The sequence below is a fragment of the Olivibacter sp. LS-1 genome, from assembly GCF_008245145.1.
GTDB classification, from domain to species: domain Bacteria; phylum Bacteroidota; class Bacteroidia; order Sphingobacteriales; family Sphingobacteriaceae; genus Olivibacter; species Olivibacter oleidegradans.
Window position 1 is genome coordinate 5582627 of sequence record NZ_CP041643.1, and the last position, 24926, is coordinate 5607552.

Consider the following 24926-nt stretch of genomic DNA (forward strand, 5'->3'; position numbering starts at 1 on the left):
TTAATTTAGTGTACTATATACTTTATTATTATTCACCACCAAATTTACTTTGCCCATTAAAGTAGCGCCATAAAAAGGACTATTAATCGATTTGGAATAGTTTGTATTTATATCAAAGGTCCAATTTTCTTTCGGATTAAACAAAACTAAATTCGCAGCAGCTCCAACGGTCAAAGATGGCGTCGGAAGCGATAAAATCTCGCGCGGCCTTATTGAAATTTTTTCTATTATTAAATCGATTGATAATTGTGCTTCGAGTAGCAAAGGCAAAGTAGTTTGAAGGCCGATTATACCATTTTTTGCAATTTCAAACTCTACGCGCTTATATTCTACTTCATGGGGCGTATGCTGAGAAACAATCGCATCGATCGTACCGTCTAATAGCCCTTCTTTCAATGCCTGTATATCTTCTGCTGTTCTCAACGGGGGGCTCACCTTATAATTACTATCGAAACCGGCGACACGATCATCCGTTAAAACCAGATGATGAGCGGCGACGTCACAAGTGACCTGTATTCCCTTCTGCTTGGCTTCCCTTATCAGGGATACACTCCCTTTTGTACTAATTGTGCTAAAATGAATAACAGTGTTGTGGTAATTAGCGAGCGATAAATCTCTCGATATCATCAATTCTTCAGCAAGCCCGGGATTTCCCTTCATTCCCAAATAGGTACTCATAACACCCTCATTCATTTTTGAGTGATTTGCAATCGAAGCATCTTCCGCAAAAGACATGATCAGTGCACCGAATCCCTTGCAGTAGAGGAGTGCTCTACTCATTAGTTCTGCCTGTTGAATACTTTTATTGCCATTGGAAAAAGCAACAGCTCCCGCTAACTTCATATCATAAAGCTCTGCCAGATCATTACCCGTTCTCCCTTTACTTATAGCTCCAATCGGGTAAAGAGATACCAGTTGATTTCTCGCTAAATTTACAACCATGGATATCTCTCCTTTACTATGTAGGGCAGGCTCTGTGTTAGGTTGCATCGCTAATCCGGTAAAACCACCTGCCGCAGCAGCGGCACAACCGCTTTCAATCGTCTCCTTTGTCTCCAATCCCGGCTCGCCTAAATTTACGTTTAAATCGAAAAATCCCGGAGCCAAGTATTGTCCATTAGCGTCAATAACCGTTGCATCTTCGTCGTTTATGATATTCTTATTTTCAATGGCCTCGACTATACCCCGATTGATGAGAACATCTAGCGTTTGACCATTTTTTTCATGTCCGGGAAAGGCTAACGTGGCAGACTTTATCAGTATTTTATCCATGTAAAACAATACGTTTTTTGACAAATAAATATAAAGTGTCAGTGGCTTTCAGTGAAAAGCTTGACAACATCGTGCAAAAAGGGAAAAATTGTTTTAATATAACCGATGGGGTTATAAAACTCATTGAAGAATGAAGTACAATCTGAGGAACTTTCATTAAAAAACAAAAGTACAAAATAGTCGTTAATGCTAACGAATATTTTGTACTGAATTTGATGTGCCAGTTAGCTGATACGATCGTTAGCTAACTGCGAGTTGGCCGACAATTAACCGATAATCGTATTATCGGCAATCACGGCTCGTTTCTTAATAACGATAATGCCGTCCTTCACCGTATAGGTTTCAAAGTCTCCATCCGGCAGATGTGGGCCACCTTTAATCTGTACATTGTTACCGATTGAACAGCTCTTATCTAAAATTGCCGTGTCAATATAGCAATCTTCTCCAACCCCAACAATGGGCTTGTTAGTTCTCTTTGCATCTTCAAGCTCTTCAAGGTTTTGATAAAAATCACTCCCCATCATATAGGTATTCTTGATAACCGTACCCTTCCCTATCCTAGAACGGACGCCGATAACCGAGCGTTCGATTTCCTTCGCAGCAATAATACAACCATCCGCCACAATAGCGTTATAGAGCGTAGTCGCAGCCATTTTAGATGGAGGTAGCATACGAGGTCTTGTAAAAATACTCTGTTTATCAAAGAGGTTAAAGGCAGGTATTTCATCTGTTAAACCAATATTAGCTTCAAAGAAAGAATCAATGTTACCAATATCAGTCCAATAGCCATCATATTGATAGCTTATCACTTTCTTTTGATCGGTAATTGCATCAGGTATCAGTTCTTTACCGAAATCCAATCCCTGATTTTGTGTTAGCAGGTCGTTTAGTACCCCTTTACTAAAAACGTAAATTCCCATCGAAGCGAGATAAACCCTTCCCGCATCTTTCATTTCGTCACTTACCTCCGAACTCCAGTCAACAAGCAATTCTGTTTTAGGCTTTTCTATAAAGGAGGTAATATGCCCCTCATCATCAGATTTCAATATACCAAAAGAAGTAGCGTCCTTTGCGTTAACGGGGATCGTGGCAATGGTGATTTCTGCTTTCTTACTAATATGAAATTCAATCATCTCTTGGAAATCTATCTGATAGAGTTGATCGCCCGATAAAATAAGAATAAAATCATAATCGTGATTGACCATGTAACGTAAAGAGTGCCGCACGGCATCAGCGGTTCCCTGAAACCATTTATCTCCTTCAATCGTCTGTTCGGCAGCGATAATATCAACGAATCCTTTACTGAAAACACTAAAGTTATAAGTGTTTTTAATATGCGTATTTAGTGATGCCGAATTGTATTGGGTCAATACAAAAATTCGATTGAATCCCGAATTCAAACAGTTGGAAATAGGTATGTCGACTAAGCGATATTTACCGGCAATTGGCACCGCCGGCTTTGACCGTTTATCAGTTAAGGGTGCTAACCGGGAACCCCTCCCCCCTCCTAGCACGATGGATATTACCTTTGGAGTCATATTAATTAATTAGTTTTTTATATAAATCTGTATACTTGGCTGCCGATTTTTCCCAGGAAAAGTCGAGCTTCATTAATTTCTTCCTTAGGGCAGTCTGCTGCTTTTGGTCCGTTTGACGCCAAAAGTGCAAAGCGCGTTCAATGCCCTCGCAAACCCCGTTAACACTAATGTCATTAAATAAGACACCATACCCTTCTCGACCGATATCTACCACGGTATCTTTCAGCCCTCCTGTTGCATGTACTACAGGCACCGTTCCGTAACGCATAGCATACAATTGATTTAACCCGCAGGGTTCAACTCGAGACGGCATCAATAAAAAATCTGCACCGGCATATACTTGGTGAGCCAGTTCTTCATTATAACCAATAAACAAGGCCAAATGTTGTGAAAATTGTTCGCGTATTTTTAATAATGACGCTTCGATGCCCTTATCTCCTGATCCTAAAACGAAGAAATTAACCTCTCCTTCAAACCGTTCTAAAACAGATACGAGAACAGATGCTAATAGATCAGCTCCCTTCTCCAAAGCAAAACGACCGATGAAAACAAACAATGGTAGACTTGCGTCCATACCGTAAGTATCACACAGGATGCTCTTATTATTTTCTTTACCCTTCTTAACAGCAGCTGGTGAAAAATTATTTTCAAGCATGGGATCGGTAGCCGTATCCCAAACCTCTGTATCAATCCCATTTACAATCCCATATGACTTCGTCCTTTCAGCCTCAAAAAGGCCCTCCAAACCATTAGCTCTTACGTATAACTCATGTAAATATCCTTCTGAAACCGTCGTGTAAGCCCAACAACATTTGATTAGGGCTGCTAAGGGGTTAATTAATCCGTTCCAATCGAGCAAGCCCCATCGCCACGTATCAAAAGTGGGCATGAGCGAAGCGCTATTCCAGCTTAGCCATCCCTGATACTGTCCATTGTGAACGGTGGCAACTGTTGGAACACCCTTTAACAAGTTAAATTGATCCACATTTTCAATATAAAATGGAATCAGACCTGCATGATGATCATGGCAGTGTATAATGTCGGGCCGTTGGTAAGTTGCACATAGCCAATCCAAAGCGGCATGTTGAAAAGCCAAGAATTGTTCGCTTTCATCCGGGTAGCTATATACTTCCTCCCGATCAAGTAAGCCAGGTATTTTAATCAAAATTAACTCAAAGCCTAGCAGATTGCTGCGTTCTCGTAAAACGCTGTAATGGTAAGAGGAATTGCCTTGTTGGATGCTACCTTCGTGTAGAACTTCGAACTCATTATTCTGTACAAAAGTCTTGTTATAGAAAGGCATCACAACGGAGGATTCAATTCCAGCCTTCCGCTGATATTTGGGTAAAGAACCCAGCACGTCCGCTAAACCACCAACTTTGGCCACAGGATAACATTCCGCGGCGAAATGAATTACACGCATTTTTCTTTCGTTTTACCTTGTCCTTTTCAAAACTAAACCACTTAATGGAGGTAGCGTAAACTTCGCCGAATAGGCCTTGTTCATCCAATGATAAGGTTCGGCTTTAATAGGCTCGCAGTTAATTCCACTTCCAAAATATACTTTATCGTCTGAATTCAATAGTACCTCATAAGTTCCTTTATGAGGAAGACCGATACGATAATAATATCGCACTACAGGTGTCAGATTTAATATAACAACCAAGTCATCCTTCTCCGATCTCCCTTTCCGATAATAAACAAGCACCGAATTTTCATGGTCACCTAATTCTACCCATTCAAAACCCTCCGGCGAAAAACTTTTTTCATATAAAGCGGGTTGCGTCTTATATAAATTATTTAAATCTTTCACAAAACGAAATAAGCCTTCGTGTGGCGGAAAATTGAGCAAATGCCAATCTAGCGATTGGTTGTAATCCCATTCCGCAGTTTGTCCGAACTCACCTCCCATAAATAAAAGTTTAGTGCCCGAATGCGTAAACATATAAAGATATAACGCCCGGAGGTTTGCGAAACGTTGCCATTCATCCCCGGGCATTTTGTAGATTAACGAATGTTTTCCATGCACAACCTCATCATGCGACAAGGGAAGCATAAAATTTTCATGAAAGGCGTATACGGTACTGAAAGTTATCTGTTGATGATTATACTTACGATAAACGGGGTCCTGTTTAAAGTAGTTCAAGGTATCATGCATCCACCCCATCATCCATTTCATGCCAAATCCCAAACCACCGGTAAAAGTAGGTCTACTAACTCCCGGCCAAGCCGTCGATTCCTCAGCAATTGTTTGCACATCAGCAAAATTTGCATAAACGGCTTCATTTAGTTCTTTAAGGAAACTCACCGCTTCCAAGTTCTCACGACCACCGTATTCATTCGGTATCCATTCACCTGCATTGCGCGAATAATCTAAATATAACATAGAAGCCACCGCATCTACCCTTAAACCATCCGCATGAAATCGGTCCAGCCAAAATATTGCATTACTTATCAAAAAGGCCCTAACTTCATTTCGTCCATAATTAAAGATATAGGAGCTCCAATCGGGATGATATCCCTGTCGTGGATCTTGGTGTTCGTATAAATGCGATCCATCGAATCGATACAACCCGTGAGCATCCCCCGGAAAGTGTGAAGGAACCCAGTCGAGAAATACACCAATATCGTTCCGGTGCAGTTGCTCAATGAGATACATGAGTTCTTGCGGTGGACCGTAACGAGCACTGGCGGCGAAATAGCCGGTTACTTGATAACCCCATGAAGGATAGTAAGGATGCTCCATGATAGGCATAAACTCTACGTGCGTAAAACCGGCCTCTTTAATGTAGGGTACCAATTTATCAGCAATCTGCCCGTAACTTAATAAATGATCAGGATGCTCGGGGTCTCGCATCCAAGACCCCAGGTGTAATTCATATACAGATATAGGCCTATCCAAACCATTGTGAAGATGCCGTTTCTCCATCCAATCCTGATCCTTCCATTCATACCAGGTGGTACCGACTTTAGAAGCAGTTTTTGGCGGTGTTTCCCAAACTAAAGCAAAGGGATCTCCCTTTTCCAGATTTTCTCCGGTTGCCGTCTTGATAAGATACTTATAATTGGCCCCTAAAGGCACGTCAGGAATGAAGCCCTCCCAAATACCAGAGGCATCCCATCGAATATATAAGTGGTGCAAATGGGGGTTCCATCCATTAAAATCACCAATTACGCTGACTGATCGGGCATTAGGCGCCCAAACGGCAAAATAAGTTCCTTTTCTTTCCTCTTTTTCTAGATGATGAGCACCGAACTTTTCGTATAACTTAAAATGTTTTCCTGCTTTGAAAAGACTAACATCAAAATCAGTAAACAGTGAGAATACTTCAACAGTATTATGCATATAGTGTTTTTTTACAGTTAGGTGCGCTCTATAATGATTACTTTAGCTAAAAAGCAACCTGTCCGAACTTATTTCGGAGACACATTTCATTTCTACAAAAGAGAATATTGACCGTTACGTCAAACCTTCGCCCTTCTGACTCTTTATTCGACAACAATATTCCGGAAATCTTTATCAACCTGAATAGTAGGAACCCCTTCTTCTTCTTTCCATTCAGTAATTCGATTATCAACCAATATTCTATTTATTTCAAATGGTAAACCTATAAAACTCAGTTTATAAGTTTCATATCTCTCTGTAAACAATCCATCGATCGTTTGGTTTAAGGTTAAGCTATTTTTTTCGCCTTTTAGTACAATTTTTTTCTCAAGGTAAATCTCCTGTTCGTAGGCAAACGTATCGCCATGATCTTCATAAAGGAAAGAATTCACTTCTATGTCCGCGTAATAAACTCTTAGCTTTAAACTATCAACCTGCCGAAGGTCCACGTATTGCATAACAGGATACTCGGGAATTACGGCTCCTGCTTTGATAAATAAAGGCATTTCATCTAACGGCGTTGCTATATCGTGTTCTTCCCCCCCTTTTAACACCGTATCAGACCAATAGTGATACCAGTAACCTGCAGGTAGATAAACTTTTTTGCTCACTTGTCCAGGATTGACTACAGGAGAAACCAACACCTTATCACCAAAAGAAAACTCCTCCTCTCTTGGGATATTCGATTCTATTGCCTGCTCTAGCATAGAGATCGGTCTCAGAATCGGAAAGCCATACTGCGCATGTTCCCAAAAAACCGAATAAATGTAAGGTAGAAACTTATAGCGAAGCTCGATGAACTTTTTGTTGATTGCTTCTAGTTCCGCACCAAAACTCCAAGGTTCCCGCTCTCTTGTATCGCCGGCCGAATGTGCTCTCATAAAAGGTGAGAACACCCCAAATTGGATCCACCTAGTAAACAATTCGCCATCAGGTTCACCGCTAAATCCACCGATATCTGTTCCACAAAAAGACATACCCGATACCGAAAGCCGTTGGAGCTGCAGAACACCCAAGCGAAGATGTTCCCAAGTAGCCACATTGTCGCCCGTCCAGACGGAAGAATATCGTTGAGTTCCGGCATAGGCCGCTCGGGTTATAGTGAATGGTCGCTTACCATGATTCAATTTCTTAAGCCCTTCATAGGTGGCTCGTACCATCTGCATTCCATATACATTATGCGCTTTGCGATGAGAGCCCCGGTAGCCGTCGTAGTTATGTCTCACATCGTTCGGGAATGTACCACGACCAAATACAGCCGGTTCATTCATATCGTTCCATACGCCGGCTACCCCGACATCAACCAACCCCTTGAATAAACCGCCCCACCATTCACGTGTTTCGGGATTGGTAAAATCAGGAAACTGACATCGTCCGGGCCATACATGACCTTCCATAAAATAATCATCACCTCTTCTACAGAAATATTTGTTTTCTTTGCCTTCTTTAAATACCCAATAATTATCATCCACTTTAATACCCGGGTCTATAATAACAACCGTTTTAAATCCCTGATCTGCCAAGGTTTTGATCATCTTTTTTGGATTTGGGAAATAATGTTTATTCCAAGTAAAGCAGCGATAACCATCCATGTAATCGATATCGAGATATATGGCATCGCAGGGAATATTTCTGGATCGAAAACCTGCCGCTATTTCGTGTACTTTGCTTTCCGGATAATAGCTCCATCGGCATTGGTGAAATCCCAAAGCCCACAAGGGAGGTAAATAATGAGTACCTGTAATACTATGATAGCGCTTCACGACGTCCATCATATGGGGGCCATGAATGTAATAGTATTGTAGCTCACCTCCCTCCGACCAAAAGCTGGTTTGGTCATGTTTTTCAGCAGCAAAATCAAAATAGGTTTTGAACGTATTGTCAAAGAAAATTCCATAAGCCTCCCCTTTGTTCAATCCAATATAAAAAGGGATACTTCGATACAAGGGATCTTGATCAAAGGAAAATGAATAGGTGTCTGAATTCCAATTGGTCAATCTTTTACCACGCAAATTTAGGTGCGTGGGTTTATCGCCTACACCATAAAAAGCTTCTTGCTCTTCCGCAACTTTGGTACAATAAACATAATACCCCCCAAAATCCGGATTTTCTTCCCAATGCATCGGCGTGTGATCCCGATTGATAACCTGTCCTTCACGGTCCTGAAAAGATATCAAGAAATCCTTTTTATTGATGACGCAAGTCACAGTATTAGTACTTACGCTATAAGTATCCTCTTCTTCCTGAAATGCGTAAAGCGCTACATGTTGATCAGGATTTGGAACTGCATAAGAAAAATCGTCTAAAAATTGGCTATGGGGTGCTAGCCTAATCCGTATGATTTCATCACTTACCACCTTTACTTCTACAGCGGCAGAACCATCTGTAAACACGTAACTATTACCTCTTTGTACATATCCTGTGATCTTTTGAAGATACTTTTTCACAATCTGCGGCAAATCCAGTACCGGGTTATTAACATGTTGTATACCGGATTCTAACGTCTCTTCCTGAATCGGTTCAATTGCATCTTTATTAATTGTCTCAGCCATATTCCGTCAATTTCAAATTTATATAGCCAATGTACAGTATTTGCGGTATGAATGCAATAGTCTGAAAACGATTTATAATTGTTTCATTTATACTGGATATCTACGACGATCTGCCCTAAGAATTGATGTCTTTTTTTACCGCTTTTTTTACATTCACTTGGTCGAAAGAGAAGTCCGAATAATTTCAAGCGCGCGCGTTTGAAAGGCTCGTGCCACAGGATAAGACAGGAAGTTTTCGTCTGATGTAAACATAAAATCGATCTGTCCCTTAAAGCTGGTAATGGATAAGGTAGAAGGATTACCCAAAGCAAAGAGACTAGCTGGCGCGTACAAGTTTTCAATGGCAAGTGCGCCGTAGTGCTCCTCCAATTGAACACGTCCCATATTTGAAAAAGTAAAGGCGTGCGTCCCTTTGTCTTTCTTTGCATAGTTGGTTATTTGCGGTATTAACGGCGTGAGCCCTTCACTAAAAACCAACGTATCATAAACCGTTAACTTTTCCATACGTTTTGCTAATGCAACCTTTAACATCTCCGCTTGTTGCCAAATGTTGCGAGCGGAACTTTTTTTCAGATGTAGGGGAACCATTGCAGGAAAAGCAAAGAGCATGTCATTTTTTACTTCCTTAATAAATCTTCTCATATCGATCGAACAAAAGAGTTTTACACATCGCCTGCTGCCATCAACATCACCATAAGCTGTCAAAAATACGGCGCTCAAAAAGGTGTGGATAGAAAGTCCTTTAAACTTGCATTGTTCAAGAATCGCTTTTGATTCTTCTTTGCTTAAATTCCAATGAATAAAATAGGGGTTACATCGATTGATTTCTTTCTTAAAGGCGGCAAAGCGTAATGCCGTTTTTACTATCATTGGAAGGCATTTGGCGATAAACCTGTTACCCTTATTACGTTTTACATGCTCCGGGATAAAATCGAGCACAGACGAAAATTGGTCATAGCTACCAATATCCATTGCAGGATTCCCTAATACACAGAGGGTCTCATTCATTAAATTCAGCACGGATCTGCCATCACAAATACAATGATGGCCAACAAACATTAAGTCTGAAAGATTCTCGCCTCTAATCCACACAACACGCAAAAGTAAGCTATCAGTGGCATCGAAGGGGGCGAGACATTCCCGCACGAATTCGCTTTTCCAATCGTCGTCGGTAAGACGGTCAATAACTCGGACTTGAATATCTTTTTTTATTGTAGCTTGGACAAAATAGGGCGCACTGCTAACATCTTGCTCAATGTGAACATTTAAAAGAGGATGTCTCCGTTGTACTTTATCGAGAGCCGCCTGTAAACATGCCTTACTAAAGCTTCCACGAATCGTAACCGTCGTAACGACATTATTGGCAATGGCACCGCCAGCATATAAAGTTCCTTCCAGAAAAGTTAATTTTCTTTTCATTTGCTTATAATAGGCTATGGGACCAAACTAATAGGCAAGGTCAATGTCTCATAACATGAGGCATTCATCCCATATTTAATGTGAAGATAAGTAAAAAACCTAAAAAGTGAAGTACTATCGTTTTTGTTACACATGAATTTTTGCTAATAAAATTCACCTTTTATTTGCAAAAACAAAATTGAATCCTATATTTGCAACATTCTTCTTAACAAAGAAGTTCAGAATAAGAAAATGTTAAAAGTCTTCACACATCACGTACATTTCCATCATCGCCCTTGTGGCGATATGTAATAAGTATGTTTCTACGTGAAGCAGTTAAACCCCGATTCATTTACTTTTTTATATTCATCTGCATGTGCTTTGATACATGTAATAAAATATTATACTATCCATGTCATCCTTAAAAATAGCTATCCAAAAGTCGGGTAGATTAAACGAAAAATCTGTAGAGTTATTAAAAAACTGTGGCCTAACTTTCGAAAATTATAAAAGCTCACTCATATCCTCCGTATCCAATTTTCCACTGGAAATTCTTTTCTTACGGGATGATGATATACCGGAGTACGTTCAAGATGGGATCGCCGATTTAGGTATTGTCGGTGAAAATGTGATTAGTGAAACTGGAGTCAACGTACATTTTTTGCAACGCCTTGGTTTTGGAAAATGTACTTTGAAGATTGCCATACCAAATGAAAGCGAATTAGTACAAATAAATGATTTAGAGGGGCGAGCCATCGCCACTTCTTACCCCAACATCCTAAAAAAATACCTTTCTGACAATCAAATTAATGCAACGATTCGCACCATATCCGGATCAGTTGAAATTTCGCCGGGATTAGGATTAAGTGATGCTATATGCGATATCGTTTCCACAGGAGGCACCTTAAAAAGTAATGGCTTAAAACCTTTTGCTGACGTTATGTCATCGGAGGCCATCCTAATCGGCAAAAACGGAATCGAAGAAGAAGAAGCTGTGAAAGAGCTAATGCAGCGAATTCAATCCGTTTTGAAGGCAAAGGAAACTAAATACGTTGTACTTAATGTGAAAAGAGAAAATCTTCAAATAATAGTAGACCTGCTCCCCGGCGTAAAAAGTCCAACGGTGGTGCCTCTTGCCGAGGAAGGTTGGGTAGCCGTCCATACGGCCATACAAGAGCGTGACTTTTGGGAAAAAATAAATAAACTCAAAGCCGCCGGTGCTCAGGGAATTGTTGTCATGCCCATTGAAAAGATTATTATGTAATTGGACCCAAGATATTGGTAGCAAGACGTATGTAGCAAGATGCAAGACAACCGTATAAGAAGGTGAAGAAAAATAACGTCTACCTGTCCCGATACTTTCGTCTTGATACTTTATCCTAATACAAGTAAAGCATGTTAAACACATATAACTATAAGGAGCTTTCCCCTGATGCGTTAAGCCAGCTGATTATTCGCAATACAGATCCGGCTCATACCATTCAGGAAACGGTTGACAATATTATCCAAAATGTCCGACAGAAGGGCGATGCCGCACTGTTTGACTTTACGGAACGGTTCGACAAAGTTAAACTGGATCGTTTGTATATTGAAGAGGACGATATTCAGTTACTAGCAACCAGCATTGGTAGAGACCAGCAAAGGGCGTTGGAAATCGCTTTTAACAACATTTACAAATTTCATCAAAATCAATTACGTAAGGAAAAGAAGATCGACACGATGCAAGGCGTCACGTGTTGGAGGGAGGCGCGCCCCATTGAGCGTGTAGGACTTTACGTTCCTGGTGGGTCGGCTGTACTTCCAAGTACTTTTCTTATGCTTGGTGTCCCTGCTCGAATAGCGGGATGCAAAGAAATTGTCGTATGTTGCCCCCCACAAGCCAGTGGACTTATAAATGGCTATATTGCTTATTGTGCATATTTATTAAAAATTAAACGGATTTATCTGGTCGGCGGTGCCCAAGCGATCGCCGCAATGGCATATGGCACTGCAACCATTCCGAAAGTTGACAAGATTTTCGGTCCGGGCAACCAATTTGTAACAAAGGCTAAAACCATTGTACAAGCTACCACGAATACGGCGATCGACATGCCTGCCGGCCCCTCGGAAGTACTCATTATAGCTGATAAGACGAGCAATCCTATTTATGTAGCAGCCGATCTGCTTGCACAGGCTGAACATGGAAAAGATAGTCAAGCTATCTTGGTTAGTGATAGTGAATCCCTTATAGAACAAGTTAATCAAGAGCTAGCTAAACAGGTAGAAGCGCTCCCAAGAGTTGAAATAGCTAAAGCGGCCATCGCTCATTCCTATGCCGTGCTTTGCAGTGATTTAACACAAGCGATGTCGTTCAGCAATGCCTATGCCCCGGAGCACTTAATTCTTGCGCTCGATGACTGGCAATCTATTATAAACAAAATAATCAATGCCGGATCGGTTTTCTTAGGGCACTTAACACCTGAAAGCGTGGGAGATTATGCTTCAGGAACGAATCACACGTTACCGACAAGTGCTTATGCAAAGGCTTATTCCGGTGTGTCAGTAGATTCTTTTATTAAAAAAATAACTTTTCAACACATTACGCCAATTGGAATAAACCAATTAGGTCCTACCGTTGAAATATTGGCAGAACTTGAAGGGTTACACGCACATAAAAACGCTGTAAGCGTTAGATTAAGGCATAAAGCTGAGTAGCATTTTTTTACCACCCCTACGGGTGGCAAGCTTTTTACATTTTACTTTTTACTTTAAAAATGACCATCAACATTCAAAACCTGTTAAGGGACAATATTAGAAAGCTTACACCTTATTCTTCCGCTCGTGACGAATTTAAAGGAGAAGCTTCTATCTTATTAGATGCAAATGAAAATGCATTTGGTTCACCTTTACCTGTAAATTACAACCGATATCCGGACCCGCTACAATTAAACTTAAAGGAAAAAGTCCGCCAAATCAAAGGTGTTCCTACGGAACATATTTTTGTTGGCAATGGAAGCGACGAAGCAATTGACCTTCTATTGAGAGCCTTTTGTCGCCCGGGTATAGACAATATTATTATCGTTCCGCCAACCTATGGAATGTATGAAGTATCCGCCAATATCAATGATGTTTTAATTAAGCGCGTCCCGCTGACGACAGAATTCCAGTTAGACCTTAATAGCATAGCTGAGACGATCGATGAAAACAGTAAAATTATTTTCATCTGTTCGCCCAACAATCCTACCGGGAATTCGATCAATAGAGCAGATATAGAAACGCTGTTGAATAACTTCAACGGTATAGTAGTGGTAGATGAAGCCTATATAAACTTCGCCAAACAACGATCTTTTATACAAGAGTTGACAGAATATAATAACCTGGTAGTGCTGCAAACGCTTTCTAAGGCTTGGGGATTGGCGGGATTGAGAATAGGAATGGCTTTTGCGGCCCGCGATATCATTGATGTGCTTAACAAAATAAAGCCGCCATACAACATTAACGAAGCGTCTCAAACACTTGCAATACAAGCTCTTGAAAATGTAGACGAAATCAACACATGGATAAAGACTACCGTCAGAGAAAGAGAGAAATTAGTTAAAGACCTCTCAACGCTCCCGCTTATACAATACATCTATCCTTCGGAGGCAAATTTCATCTTGGTAAAAATGACTACCCCTCGGGAAATTTACAAATACCTTGTTGAACTAGGCATTATTGTACGCGACCGATCGTCGGTCATATTATGCGAAGGATGCCTACGTATAACTATAGGCACTCCCGAAGAAAACCAGCAACTCTTACATGCACTTCGCACGTATCCGTTGGTTAATGGTCAGTAGAATAGTACTTTTGGATAATAAAACAGAAAGCTAAGCAAACACAACGGTGGCGTGCTTGGCTAGATTGTAAAGAATGATCGATAATATGGCTAGTAGCAATAATAAAAAGCGAATTTTGTTCATCGACCGCGATGGAACATTGATTATTGAACCGGAAGATGAACAGATAGATTCCTTTGAGAAACTTAAATTTTATCCCGGGGCATTACAATACTTACCCCGGATAGCCAAAGAATTGGACTATGAATTAGTTTTAGTGACTAATCAAGACGGTTTAGGTACCGATTCGCATCCTGAAGCCAATTTTTGGCCTGTACACCGCTTCATTATGGAAACTTTCGCCGGTGAAGGCGTGCACTTTAGCAAAGAGCACATCGATCGTACTTTTCCACATGAACAAGCGGAAACCAGAAAACCAGGCATCGGTATGCTAAAAGAGTATTTTGATACCGAAAAGTATGATTTAGCGAACTCCTATGTGATAGGTGATCGGATTAACGATGTGCGTCTTGCACAGAATCTAGGTGCAAAGGCTATCTGGTTACGAAATAACGACGCACTTGGAGCAAATGAAAACCTTCTCGTTGATGCCGGTGTTATTGCCTTAGAAACAACCGAGTTCAAAAAAGTGTATGAATTTTTGAAAGTTGGCAATCGCGCGGCGGTGCATCAACGAACAACGAATGAAACAGATATTTACGTCTCTGTCAACTTGGATGGGAAAGGTCAAGCGGCAATCGAAACAGGTCTTCCATTTTTCGATCATATGCTTGATCAATTAGCTCGCCACGGAAGCATGGACTTGACGATAAAGACAAAGGGCGATCTTCACATCGACGAACATCACACAATCGAAGATACTGCCTTGGCATTGGGAGAAACGATATTGAAAGCACTGGGTGATAAAAGAGGCATCGAACGATATGGTTTTTGTTTACCGATGGACGATTGCCTGGCACAAGTAGCTTTGGATTTCGGGGGAAGAAACTGGCTGGTATGGGAGGCGGAATTTAAGCGCGAAAAAATAGGTGAAATGCCTACAGAAATGTTTATCCACTTTTTTAAATCCTTTTCAGATGCAGCTAAATGTAATCTGAACATTAAAGCAGAAGGACAAAATGAGCATCACAAAATCGAGGCAATTTTTAAGGCTTTTGCCAAAGCGATTAAAATGGCGGTAAAAAGGGATCCCGACCGAATGGAACTTCCCAGTACGAAAGGTGTGCTTTAAAGGTTTAGGGTGTAAGGTGTAGGGTGAATGTAGCGGTTTGAGTAGATAGTAATAATATTGGTAATTTTTTAGAGCTGATAGCTGTGTGCTAAAGGCGAATAGCTAAACATGATTGGAATAATAAACTACGGTGCGGGCAACATTTTTTCGTTGACTGCCGCGCTCGATCGGCTGAGCTTAAAATATGGTATGGTTAATGCAGGAGATAATATGGATCGATATAGTCACATTATTATACCCGGCGTTGGCCATGCAGGAGCCGCCATGCAGAAACTGCAAACATCAGGACTAGTTAATTCGATAAAGGCTCTGACAAAACCGGTGTTGGGAATTTGCGTCGGCATGCAATTACTGACGCGCCATTCGGAAGAAGGAAATGCTCAATTATTGCATATTATGGATATTGACACACTGCATTTTGCTCATAAGATCCCCTATAAAGTTCCTCACATGGGATGGAATAGCGTGAATTCAAGTTATGATAATAACCTTTTTAAAGGAATACCGGCTGATGCATATTTTTATTTTGTCCACTCTTATTTTATCGAATATAATCCTACTTTTACACTCGCTTATACAACGTATGGTCTTAAGTTTTCTTCAGCTATACAGTTTAACAATTTTTATGGAGTCCAATTTCACCCTGAAAAATCAGGAGAAGCAGGAGAACAATTATTAAAAAATTTTTGTACAATCTAATCAAGAAAAGTCATGTATATTATTCCAGCAATCGATATATTGGATAAAAAGGTAGTTCGTTTACGAGAAGGTAAATACGATGATATTACCACCTATGATATCAGTTTGGAGGAGATGATAGAAAAATATCAGTCGAACGGCACCGAATTTGTACATATTATTGATCTCAATGGCGCAAAAGGCGATTTCAGCAATCAACAGTATCTTTTTGACATTATCAAAAAAACCGACATGAAGGTTCAGTACGGCGGTGGGGTCAGAAGCATCGATAAAGTTAAGGAATTGATTGACGCCGGTATACATCGCGTCATCGTTGGAACGCAAGCCATCACCAATCCGGAGTTTTTAGATGAGCTTAGCCACCTTTACTGTAATGGGATCAAATGTTCCGATCACATTGTAGTTGCTATAGACGTACTAGACGAGGTCATTAAATATTCGGGCTGGATGGAAAGTTCACCTTTAAAGTTAATCGATTATATAGATAGATGCCTTGGTTTGGGCTTCTTCAGGTTCCTTTGCACAGACATTAACAAGGACGGAAAACTTGGCGGAGCGGGTATTGATTTGTATAAAAAACTTTTAGATCACTCCCCTATCATCAAATTAATTGCCTCCGGTGGTATCAGTTCCATGGATGATATCAAAGCCCTCGACGAACTTCGGATAGAAGCATGTGTTGTTGGAAAAGCCATATACGAAAATAGAATAAGTATTGAAGAGATAAAAGAATGGAACCTTCGCTCACTGATCAATTTTTAAATACGGGCGTTGCTAAGCGTATTATCCCTTGCTTGGATGTAAAGGATGGGAGAACCGTTAAAGGAGTTAACTTTGTCGATTTACGCGATGCGGGTGATCCGGTTGAGCTGGCATGGCAATATTCCAAGCAAGATGCTGATGAATTGGTTTTTCTGGATATAACCGCCACGCACGAAAAACGCAAGACAACGATTGATATGGTCAAAGCCGTTGCGAGAAATGTGAATATTCCTTTTACCATTGGCGGAGGCATACATGAGATTGGCGATGCAGATATATTATTAAATTCCGGTGCAGATAAAATTTCCATTAATTCTGCAGCTGTTAGAAATCCAGGATTAATCGACGAACTGGCCGATGCATTTGGTATTCAATTCGTTGTTGTCGCTATTGACACGAAATACGTTGACGGCAAAAATTATGTTCACCTCAATGGTGGACGGATAAAAACGGATATCCTTACAGAAGAGTGGATAAAGGAGGCCGAAAGCAGAGGCGCCGGCGAAATATTACTCACATCCATGGACCATGACGGAACAAAGAATGGTTTTGATTGCAAGTTACTCCGTACTGTTAATCAAAGCTTAAGTATACCTATTATTGCCTCCGGCGGAGCGGGCAATCAACAACATTTTGTAGATGTTTTCTTAGAAACACAGGTAGATGCTGCTTTAGCAGCTTCCGTTTTTCACTATGGCGAAATTCGTATACCTGACCTGAAGGGAACACTGAGAGCACATGGTATAGAAGTCCGTTAATGTAATTTATTTTAAAGATGCTAGATTTTAATAAAGGAGCAGGCTTAGTTCCCGCTGTCATTCAGGATTATCAAACATTAGAAGTACTTATGCTGGGTTACATGAATGAAGAGGCATGGGAAAAGACGCAAAAAGAACAACGTGTCACCTTCTTCTCACGCACTAAGAATCGCTTATGGACAAAGGGAGAAGAAAGCGGTAATTACTTGGAGCTGGTTGAAGCGTCTGTTGATTGTGATAACGACACCCTACTAATTAAGGTAAATCCAAAAGGCCCAACCTGTCATACCGGATCTAGAAGTTGCTTCAAAACTGATTTTAATCAAAATTTCATTTTTCAATTAGAAAAAATTATTGATGATCGCTTTATCAATCCTAATGAAAGTTCTTATGTAAACAAACTGCGGGACAAAGGCATTAATAAAATCGCGCAAAAAGTGGGAGAAGAAGCTGTAGAGACCGTTATAGCTGCACTGAAAGAATCAGACATGGATTTTATTAACGAATCATCAGACCTGATCTTTCATTTACTTGTTCTATTGAGAGAAAAAAACATCCCCTTGGTACGTATTGCTGAGAATTTAGCTAAACGGCATCATAAATAGTCATGAACAGAATAGAGGTTAATAAGAAATATACTTTATCAGGGCATCAAAATCCGATCTTTGCCGTTGAGACGGGAAGTACTCCCTCTATGCTGTTCACGGCAGGCAATGACAAAGGTGTGGTGGAATGGGATCTCGATGTAGGTAAATTTAAAAGAATACTCCTCCCTGTAAAAAGCTCTGTATATGCGCTACACTACCTTCCTGCCGGCAAATTACTAGCCATTGGCGAAAGAAGCGGTTTGGTGACTATTGTGGATGTTGAAAAACATTTGGTGGTGGCTAGACTGCAACATCACGAAAAGCCGATTTTCAGGATACAGGCCTTCCGTACAAAACCTGAGCTGATTGTGTCGTCAGAAGATGGTACGGTATCTGTCTGGGACACTGTGAATTTCAAGTTGCTATATCATTTCAATGTGTCTGCAGAAACGGTCCGCTGCATTGCACTTAACCGCACCGAAGATACCATCGCGTTCGGTGCAAAAGACAGTAAAATAAGATTATTTCATGCCCGGGACTATCTGCAATTTCAAGAAATCAATGAGCATAGTGCCGCCATTACTGCACTCACATTTTCTCCCGATGGCAACTTTCTATTAACCGGCGGACGCGATGCACAATTAAATGTATTTGAGACAAAAGATTTTTTATTAAATAGAAATATCACGGCACATATGTTCAGCATTTATGGCATCGCTTACCACCCAAGCTTTCCCTTATTTACTACCGCGAGCCGCGATAAAAGCATTAAGATATGGCGCGCCACGGATTATTCCTTAATGAAAAATATTAGTTTGGAAAAAGGGTACGAAACACATCGTTTATCGATAAATAATATAACCTGGATCAACGATCATACCTTCGCCTCAGTAAGCGATGATAAAATGGTCCTTATTTGGAATACAGAGCTTATTTAGCACGCTTTTCGGGTTCCTTATTATCCAGCTTAATTTTCTCCTTGGCCGCGGAGCTTAAATCTTTATACTTATTATAAGAATCCATAATGTATAGACGGAGGGTCTCGTCATTCGCTTCCTGAATGAATGACGCTTTCGGACGATATTTTGCCATAAATAAGCTCAAATCTTCTCCTCTTAATGGTGTCAAGCTTGTAATCAACTCCTCTGTAAATCGCGCATCTATAATCCGATTATTACTTTCTACTTCCAACATTCTATATTGTCTTCGGGCGTTACGAGCGCCCTTCCCAAATATGCGCGAGGGAGAAAAACCAATTCCTCCCATACGCTGTGTACCATTTGCGCTACTTCCTCCTGAAACTGTATTCGCAAACTGCCCTTCTTTTCTCAAACGTTCTTTCTCTTCGGCAATCCGGCTATTAGTCAAAGCGTTAATATTGACCTCATCCAACATTCGAGGATCGTTAACGGAGGTGAGGTATACTCTTTTTAAAGCAAAATCTGTTACTACTAAACTGTCCGTACGGTAACCTGGGTAAGAAAACACCAAAATATCATCCTTATCGGCTCGAAGAGAAAATTCCCCTGATCTATTACTACGTGTACTATCATGTTTATTTAAATTCTTCACCGAAACCTCCGGCATTAGCTCGTTGCTCTTATACTCCAAGACAATCCCTCTAAAACGATCCTGAGCACTTACGGTAATAACACTAGCCAATAGCAAGGAAAATAATATAAAAGGCTTTATCATATATTCAATGAATCTGGTATTTTCAGGTACAAACTAAACAGTTTTTGGCGAAAAGTGTTAGCTAAAACATAAAATTTAACATTTATTGCACATCGGTCCAATTATTATTGGCAGGATTAATGTCCGGAAAAACTTTATCAGGATCAATAACAACCGATTTAAGCCTTTCATTTGTAGCCACTTTAAATGAGAATGTCTGATTTCTTTCCCAAATTTCTACCGGAAGCTTTATCCGCTGCTTGTTACCGTTTGCTGATACAATTTCAACTATGAGCGGCATAGGCATTTCCTCGAGATTGGAAACGGTGATGATCGCACCTTTGGCAGGATCGTTTTCTACATATTTCACGCCTTCAACCGCTTGATCCAATTTCCAATTATACTGAAACCATGACCGCCAAAACCAACTTAAATTTTCGCCTGCCACGTTCTCGATGGTTCTAAAGAAATCAAATGGTGTAGGGTGTTTATAGGCCCAATAGTCAATATAAGTTTTAAAAGCCCTATCGAAGCGTTCCTCGCCCAATATATGTTCGCGCAAAATTGTTAATGCCAACTGCGGCTTCCTGTAAGCAAGTGTCCCTATATTACTTTCCTTCATATTTTGTGGAGACGACATAATAGGTTCAACGTCATCGCTAAAATAAACACGCGCCAAATCATGTCCATTGTATTTCGCTGTTCTGTATTCACCGTTATTAAACGCTTCTTTTGATAGGGTATTGATAAAGCTATTGAATCCTTCATCCATCCAGGCATACAGACGCTCGTTACTTCCCACAATCATAGGAAACCAGATATGACCAAATTCGTGGTCTGTTACGCCCCACAGGCTGCTTGCTTTGGCGGTGCTTCTACAGAAAACAATTCCCGGATACTCCATCCCTCCTATGTTCGAGGCAACATTTACGGCAATCGGATAAGGATAGGGATACCATTTGCTTGAATAATATTCTATAGATGATTTCGTGTATTCTGTTGATCGTTCCCAAGCATTATTACCATTACTTTCCATCGGATAGGCAGACACGGCCATTGATGTTTGTCCGTTAGGTAAGTTAATTTTTGCGGCATCAATAATAAACGAGCTCGATGAAGCCCAAGCAATATCTCTGCTACGATTAAGTCTAAATCGCCAAGTCAGTTCTTTTTTGCCCTGTGGCCTGGATGTTGGGTTTGTCACTTCTTCACCGGAACGGATCATAACAGTTTTATCGCTTTTTTTAGCTTTTTCCCATCTTTTTAGCTGCTCCTCGGTATAGACTTCATCGGGATTTAACAGCTCTCCTCCACAAACGACAATATGTTTGCTAGGAGCCGTAATTTCAACATTGAAATCACCGTATTCTAAATAAAATTCGCCCGGACCTGTATAAGGCTGTACATTCCAGCCTAACACATCATCATAAACAGCCATTCTGGGATACCATTGTGCAATGGCGAAAATATCCCCATGGGCAGTTTGCAGTATGCCGGTTCTATCTGCGCCATAATCCGGTATCGTATAGCGATAATGGATGGCAAGCTTGGTGTTTCCCCCCGTTGCGTCCAAAGCTTCCGGTAAGAAAACTTGCATTCTTGTATCATTGACCTGATAAGCTATACTTTTACCATCGGCTCCTTTAACAGCCTCAATCGTATAGCCTCCGTCAAAAGGTGTATCATGTGAACCGTATCTGCTTTTTCCTACCGGAACGATCTGTGCCCCGCGACTCTTTTTCGAGAAAAGGTTTTGATCCAATTGTAACCACAGGAAGTCAAGCCTATCCGGACTGTTATTGGTATAATCTAAATATACAACGCCTTCTATCTCTTTGCGTTCCTCATTCAAGCGAACTTTTATTGTATAATTAACACGATTCTGCCAATATTTTACGCCAGGTTTCCCGCTAGCTGACCGATATTCGTTTCCATTTTGGGTATAAAAGATCGGGGCAAAGGCTTTTTCATAATCGTATTTGCTTGGCGCAGGGACAGTCTGACCAAAGGAGGTCCCTATCGTAAGAATAAAAGCAATGAGCGCAATGAAGGGTTGTTGTTTTAGCATACTTATAAATCGAAAAATAATTTGTAAGGCAAAAATTTGCCTTGGCTTTGACTATAAGCCGCTAATATAACTTTATTTTTAAGGCTGCCTATAAAAATAAAGGCTTAAAATAGATATTTTAAGCCTTTGTAACAATTATTTTAGTTTATCTTGGTATTCCTTTTCGTCAAACCCAAGAATCAGGCCTTTCGGCGATTCAATAACCGGTCTCTTAATAACGCTGGTTTTTGCTTGCATCAATTTATTGGCCGTTTGCTGATCTATGACTGCCGTTTTTTCCGCATCGCTTAAACTTCGCCAAGTTGTACCTTTTTTATTTACTAAGGATTCCCAGCTCACTTCCTTTTCCCAACGTGCTAAAGTATCTTCACTGACACCTAACTTCTTGAAATCCTGAAATTCGTAAGAAACGTGGTTCTTATTTAACCAATCCAATGCTTTCTTTACCGTGTTGCAGTTTTTGATTCCGTAAACTTTCATATTTTTAATATTTAACACTTAGGTATTAGCTAATGGCTAAGCCCTACAGCTTTAACTACAGTTATTTATTAAAATTTGTCATTGTCAATTCCAAGCCTACCGTTACGAAACTCTTAATTGCTTCCACGGAATGTGCAATAAGTGCCGGTAAGTCGGCTTTTTCTTCTTGATCGAATGGTCCTAAAACATAATCTATTTGCCGCCCCTTTGGGTAGTTATCACCAATACCAAAGCGCAAACGTGGGTATTGCTGTCCTCCACAAAGAGCTTCGATATTTTTGAGTCCGTTATGTCCGGCAGCACTCCCTTTCGGTTTGATACGAACGCTTCCAAAAGGTATAGCTAAGTCATCCACAATAACCAAAACATTGGAAATAGGTATTTTAAGCTCATGCATCCAATAGTTAACGGCCTTTCCACTCAAGTTCATGTAAGTAGTGGGCTTAATGACATGAACGGTTCTACCCTTATGTTTAAATTCCGAATAAAAAGCATATTTCAAGGTAGAATACCCGGCACCAAATTCTTTTACGAGTTCATCCGCTACCATAAAACCTATATTATGTCTTGTGTCCGCGTATTCCTGCCCGATATTACCTAAACCAACGATTAAATATTTCATTTTTACCCTATAAAAAAAGCATCCGATGCTGATCACCGGATGCTTTTGGTAAATTCTTAAAAAGATTTTTATTTTTTACCGGCTTTAGCAGCTTCCTGTTCAGCTTGTTTTAATGCACGCGACATAATTACTGAAACGATCGTATCATCAGCATTGTTAAGGATTTTAGCATTCTTAACTTCCACCGCACCGACACGTACTGACTTACCTACTTCTAATGACTCCAAGCTTACTTCAATTACTTGAGGCATATCTTTAGGTAAGGCTTTTACACGTAATTTACGCAATTTCTGAACCAACTTACCTCCCATTTTTACACCGGGTGATGTGCCTGTCAAGGCAATAGGAATATTCATTGATACAGCTTTATCATCACTTAAAGCCAAAAAGTCAACGTGAATAATTTGATCCGTAAGCGGATGATATTGTGCTTCTTGAACGATTGCTTGATACTTCTTTCCGCTAATTTCAAGATCTACGAAATTAACTTCAGGTGTATAAATCAAAGGTTTCAAATCAGCTGCGGACACAGCGAAGTGATATTGTTCACCACCTCCGTAAAGAACAGCAGGCACCTTACCGGCGTAGCGTAATTCTTTTGCGTCTCTTTTCCCTACGTTCTCTCTAGGAGAACCGCTAATAGCAATTGATTTCATTTATTTCTATTTATTTATTTTTTATACGTCTAGAATATAATGATATACTCCGTTTTTCAAGGCTGCAAAGATAGAAAAAATTTTGATCGATTATCTATTTTGATCAAAAATTTTGAACAGATCACTTATTGATCCGTGCTCATTGATGTTTGTTATCGCACGTGCAAATAAGTCAGCCGTCGATAACACCTTGATTTTGCTGCTCTCTCCCTTTAAAGGAATTGTATCGGTAACGATCAATTCGCTTAATACCGAGTTCTCTACCGTCTCGTAAGCCTTGCCGGAAAGGACGGGATGCGTACATACAGCCCGTACGCTGCTGGCACCATTTTCCATGATGAGGGAAGCTGCTTTTGACAAAGTACCGGCGGTATCGCAAATATCATCTATTAACACAATATCTTGCCCCGTTACATCGCCGATAATAGACATTGATTCAATCTCATTCGCCCGCTTGCGCTGTTTATCGCAAATAACCACTTCGGCATTAAAGTATTTGGCGAAGGTTCGCGCTCGGTAAGAACCGCCCATGTCAGGCGAAGCTATTGTAAGATTGGGAAGATTCAGCGATTTTATATAAGGCACAAAAATACTCGCCGCATCTAAGTGGTCAACAGGTATATCGAAGAAACCTTGAATTTGAGCGGCATGCAGATCCATTGTCATAATCCGATGAGCCCCCGCAGCTGTCAACAAATTTGCGATCATCTTCGCTCCTATAGCCACCCGAGGTTTATCTTTGCGATCCTGACGGGCAAACCCAAAATAGGGCACCACTGCCGTTATATAGTGGGCAGATGCTCTTTTTGCAGCATCAATCATTAAAAGCAATTCAAATAAGTTATCAGTGGGCTGATAGGTAGACTGAATCAAAAATACGTCGCTACCACGAACCGATTCGTTATAAAAAGGCTGGAATTCACCATCACTAAAGCGAGACAAAGTCATCTCACCTAATTCCTTTCCATAAGCTTGAGAGATTTTTTGAGCCAGTTCTTTGCTACCAGATCCGGCAAATAATTTAACCGTGTTAAATTGAAGAGGCATGAGTGCGGGTTTGGTGTTTAAAAAAATTCGGGCCGTTTTAAAACGACCCGAGTTCTCCTTTGTTATGTTGCCCGACCAGGATTCGAACCTAGACAAACTGAACCAAAATCAGTTGTACTACCTTTATACTATCGGGCAATCCTTTGTGTTTATCAGCCTTCTGCCGTAAACGGAGTGCAAATATAAAGCGATATTCTAAATACTCAAAATATTTTATTCATTTTTTTTCGCTTTTTTAGCACCTACTTGAATATCAAGCGGATTTTTTTCACTACCCCTTTTTTTACTTTTTACTTTTTAATTTTTCCTTTATATCAATACTAATACTTATTTTCGGCACTTAATTGTATTATAATGATATATTATGCGTTTATCCTAA

At 40.4% G+C, this 24926-nt stretch carries 21 protein-coding genes and 1 tRNA gene; 9 read left to right on the forward strand and 13 right to left on the reverse strand.

Features of this window, described 5'->3' with window-relative positions:
* The 6 genes from FKG96_RS23265 to FKG96_RS23290 form a co-directional block, all read right to left on the reverse strand.
* Entirely contained in the window at positions 1–1272 is a 1272-nt protein-coding gene (locus FKG96_RS23265; RefSeq protein ID WP_130856501.1) for a dihydroorotase family protein, read from the reverse strand.
* A 266-nt stretch (positions 1273–1538) separates the two neighbouring features.
* Positions 1539–2810, reverse strand: a complete 1272-nt coding sequence (locus FKG96_RS23270; RefSeq protein WP_013668323.1) for a glucose-1-phosphate adenylyltransferase — start codon at positions 2808–2810, stop codon at positions 1539–1541.
* 1 nt (position 2811) lies between these two features.
* A complete protein-coding gene (locus FKG96_RS23275; RefSeq protein ID WP_130856500.1) occupies positions 2812–4233 on the reverse strand; it encodes a glycogen synthase in 1422 nt (473 codons plus the stop codon).
* 12 nt (positions 4234–4245) lie between these two features.
* Entirely contained in the window at positions 4246–6156 is a 1911-nt protein-coding gene (gene glgB, locus FKG96_RS23280) for a 1,4-alpha-glucan branching protein GlgB (protein WP_130856499.1), read from the reverse strand.
* Between the two features lie 143 nt (positions 6157–6299).
* Positions 6300–8747 (reverse strand): glycoside hydrolase family 31 protein, encoded by a 2448-nt coding sequence (locus FKG96_RS23285; protein ID WP_013668326.1) that lies wholly within the window; start codon positions 8745–8747, stop codon positions 6300–6302.
* 153 nt (positions 8748–8900) lie between these two features.
* Positions 8901–10166: a condensation domain-containing protein gene (locus FKG96_RS23290; RefSeq protein WP_130856498.1), complete on the reverse strand. Its 1266-nt coding sequence runs from the start codon at positions 10164–10166 to the stop codon at positions 8901–8903.
* 391 nt (positions 10167–10557) lie between these two features.
* Here FKG96_RS23290 and hisG point away from each other — a divergent pair, with 391 nt between their 5' ends.
* The 9 genes from hisG (at position 10558) to FKG96_RS23335 (ending at position 18938) form a co-directional block, all read left to right on the forward strand.
* A complete protein-coding gene (hisG, locus tag FKG96_RS23295) occupies positions 10558–11409 on the forward strand; it encodes an ATP phosphoribosyltransferase (RefSeq protein WP_130856497.1) in 852 nt (283 codons plus the stop codon).
* Between the two features lie 131 nt (positions 11410–11540).
* On the forward strand, positions 11541–12839 hold the full coding sequence (hisD, locus tag FKG96_RS23300) for a histidinol dehydrogenase (RefSeq protein ID WP_013668329.1): 1299 nt from the start codon (positions 11541–11543) through the stop codon (positions 12837–12839).
* Positions 12840–12898: 59 nt separating this feature from the next.
* On the forward strand, positions 12899–13963 hold the full coding sequence (hisC, locus tag FKG96_RS23305) for a histidinol-phosphate transaminase (protein ID WP_013668330.1): 1065 nt from the start codon (positions 12899–12901) through the stop codon (positions 13961–13963).
* 73 nt (positions 13964–14036) lie between these two features.
* Positions 14037–15194 carry a bifunctional histidinol-phosphatase/imidazoleglycerol-phosphate dehydratase HisB gene (gene hisB, locus FKG96_RS23310; protein ID WP_242627218.1) on the forward strand — a complete coding sequence of 386 codons (1158 nt, stop codon included), beginning with the start codon at positions 14037–14039 and terminating at the stop codon, positions 15192–15194.
* Between the two features lie 108 nt (positions 15195–15302).
* On the forward strand, positions 15303–15893 hold the full coding sequence (hisH, locus tag FKG96_RS23315; protein ID WP_013668332.1) for an imidazole glycerol phosphate synthase subunit HisH: 591 nt from the start codon (positions 15303–15305) through the stop codon (positions 15891–15893).
* 12 nt (positions 15894–15905) lie between these two features.
* The gene (locus tag FKG96_RS23320) at positions 15906–16655 is read left to right on the forward strand and encodes a HisA/HisF-related TIM barrel protein (protein ID WP_013668333.1); all 750 of its coding nucleotides are present in this window, start codon (positions 15906–15908) and stop codon (positions 16653–16655) included.
* Positions 16625–17413: an imidazole glycerol phosphate synthase subunit HisF gene (gene hisF / locus FKG96_RS23325; protein WP_013668334.1), complete on the forward strand. Its 789-nt coding sequence runs from the start codon at positions 16625–16627 to the stop codon at positions 17411–17413. The genes FKG96_RS23320 and hisF overlap by 31 nt, the downstream gene beginning before the upstream one ends.
* A 17-nt stretch (positions 17414–17430) precedes the next feature.
* Positions 17431–18018, forward strand: coding sequence for a bifunctional phosphoribosyl-AMP cyclohydrolase/phosphoribosyl-ATP diphosphatase HisIE (hisIE, locus tag FKG96_RS23330; RefSeq protein ID WP_013668335.1), 588 nt, complete (start codon positions 17431–17433; stop codon positions 18016–18018).
* Positions 18019–18020: 2 nt separating this feature from the next.
* Positions 18021–18938: a WD40 repeat domain-containing protein gene (locus FKG96_RS23335; RefSeq protein ID WP_149106239.1), complete on the forward strand. Its 918-nt coding sequence runs from the start codon at positions 18021–18023 to the stop codon at positions 18936–18938.
* Here the strand turns inward: FKG96_RS23335 and FKG96_RS23340 are convergent.
* The 7 genes from FKG96_RS23340 to FKG96_RS23370 all read right to left on the reverse strand — a co-directional run bounded on the left by FKG96_RS23340 (position 18931) and on the right by FKG96_RS23370 (position 24685).
* Positions 18931–19695 carry a hypothetical protein gene (locus tag FKG96_RS23340; RefSeq protein ID WP_130856492.1) on the reverse strand — a complete coding sequence of 255 codons (765 nt, stop codon included), beginning with the start codon at positions 19693–19695 and terminating at the stop codon, positions 18931–18933. The genes FKG96_RS23335 and FKG96_RS23340 overlap by 8 nt on opposite strands.
* Positions 19696–19777: 82 nt before the next feature.
* Positions 19778–21742 carry a M1 family metallopeptidase gene (locus FKG96_RS23345; RefSeq protein ID WP_130856491.1) on the reverse strand — a complete coding sequence of 655 codons (1965 nt, stop codon included), beginning with the start codon at positions 21740–21742 and terminating at the stop codon, positions 19778–19780.
* 135 nt (positions 21743–21877) lie between these two features.
* The gene (locus FKG96_RS23350; RefSeq protein ID WP_130856490.1) at positions 21878–22222 is read right to left on the reverse strand and encodes an arsenate reductase; all 345 of its coding nucleotides are present in this window, start codon (positions 22220–22222) and stop codon (positions 21878–21880) included.
* Between the two features lie 61 nt (positions 22223–22283).
* Entirely contained in the window at positions 22284–22844 is a 561-nt protein-coding gene (gene pth, locus FKG96_RS23355; protein WP_013668340.1) for an aminoacyl-tRNA hydrolase, read from the reverse strand.
* Positions 22845–22912: 68 nt separating this feature from the next.
* Entirely contained in the window at positions 22913–23500 is a 588-nt protein-coding gene (locus FKG96_RS23360; RefSeq protein ID WP_013668341.1) for a 50S ribosomal protein L25/general stress protein Ctc, read from the reverse strand.
* Between the two features lie 90 nt (positions 23501–23590).
* On the reverse strand, positions 23591–24547 hold the full coding sequence (locus FKG96_RS23365; RefSeq protein ID WP_013668342.1) for a ribose-phosphate pyrophosphokinase: 957 nt from the start codon (positions 24545–24547) through the stop codon (positions 23591–23593).
* Between the two features lie 67 nt (positions 24548–24614).
* Positions 24615–24685, reverse strand: a tRNA-Gln gene (locus tag FKG96_RS23370).
* Between the last annotated feature and the right edge of the window lie 241 nt (positions 24686–24926).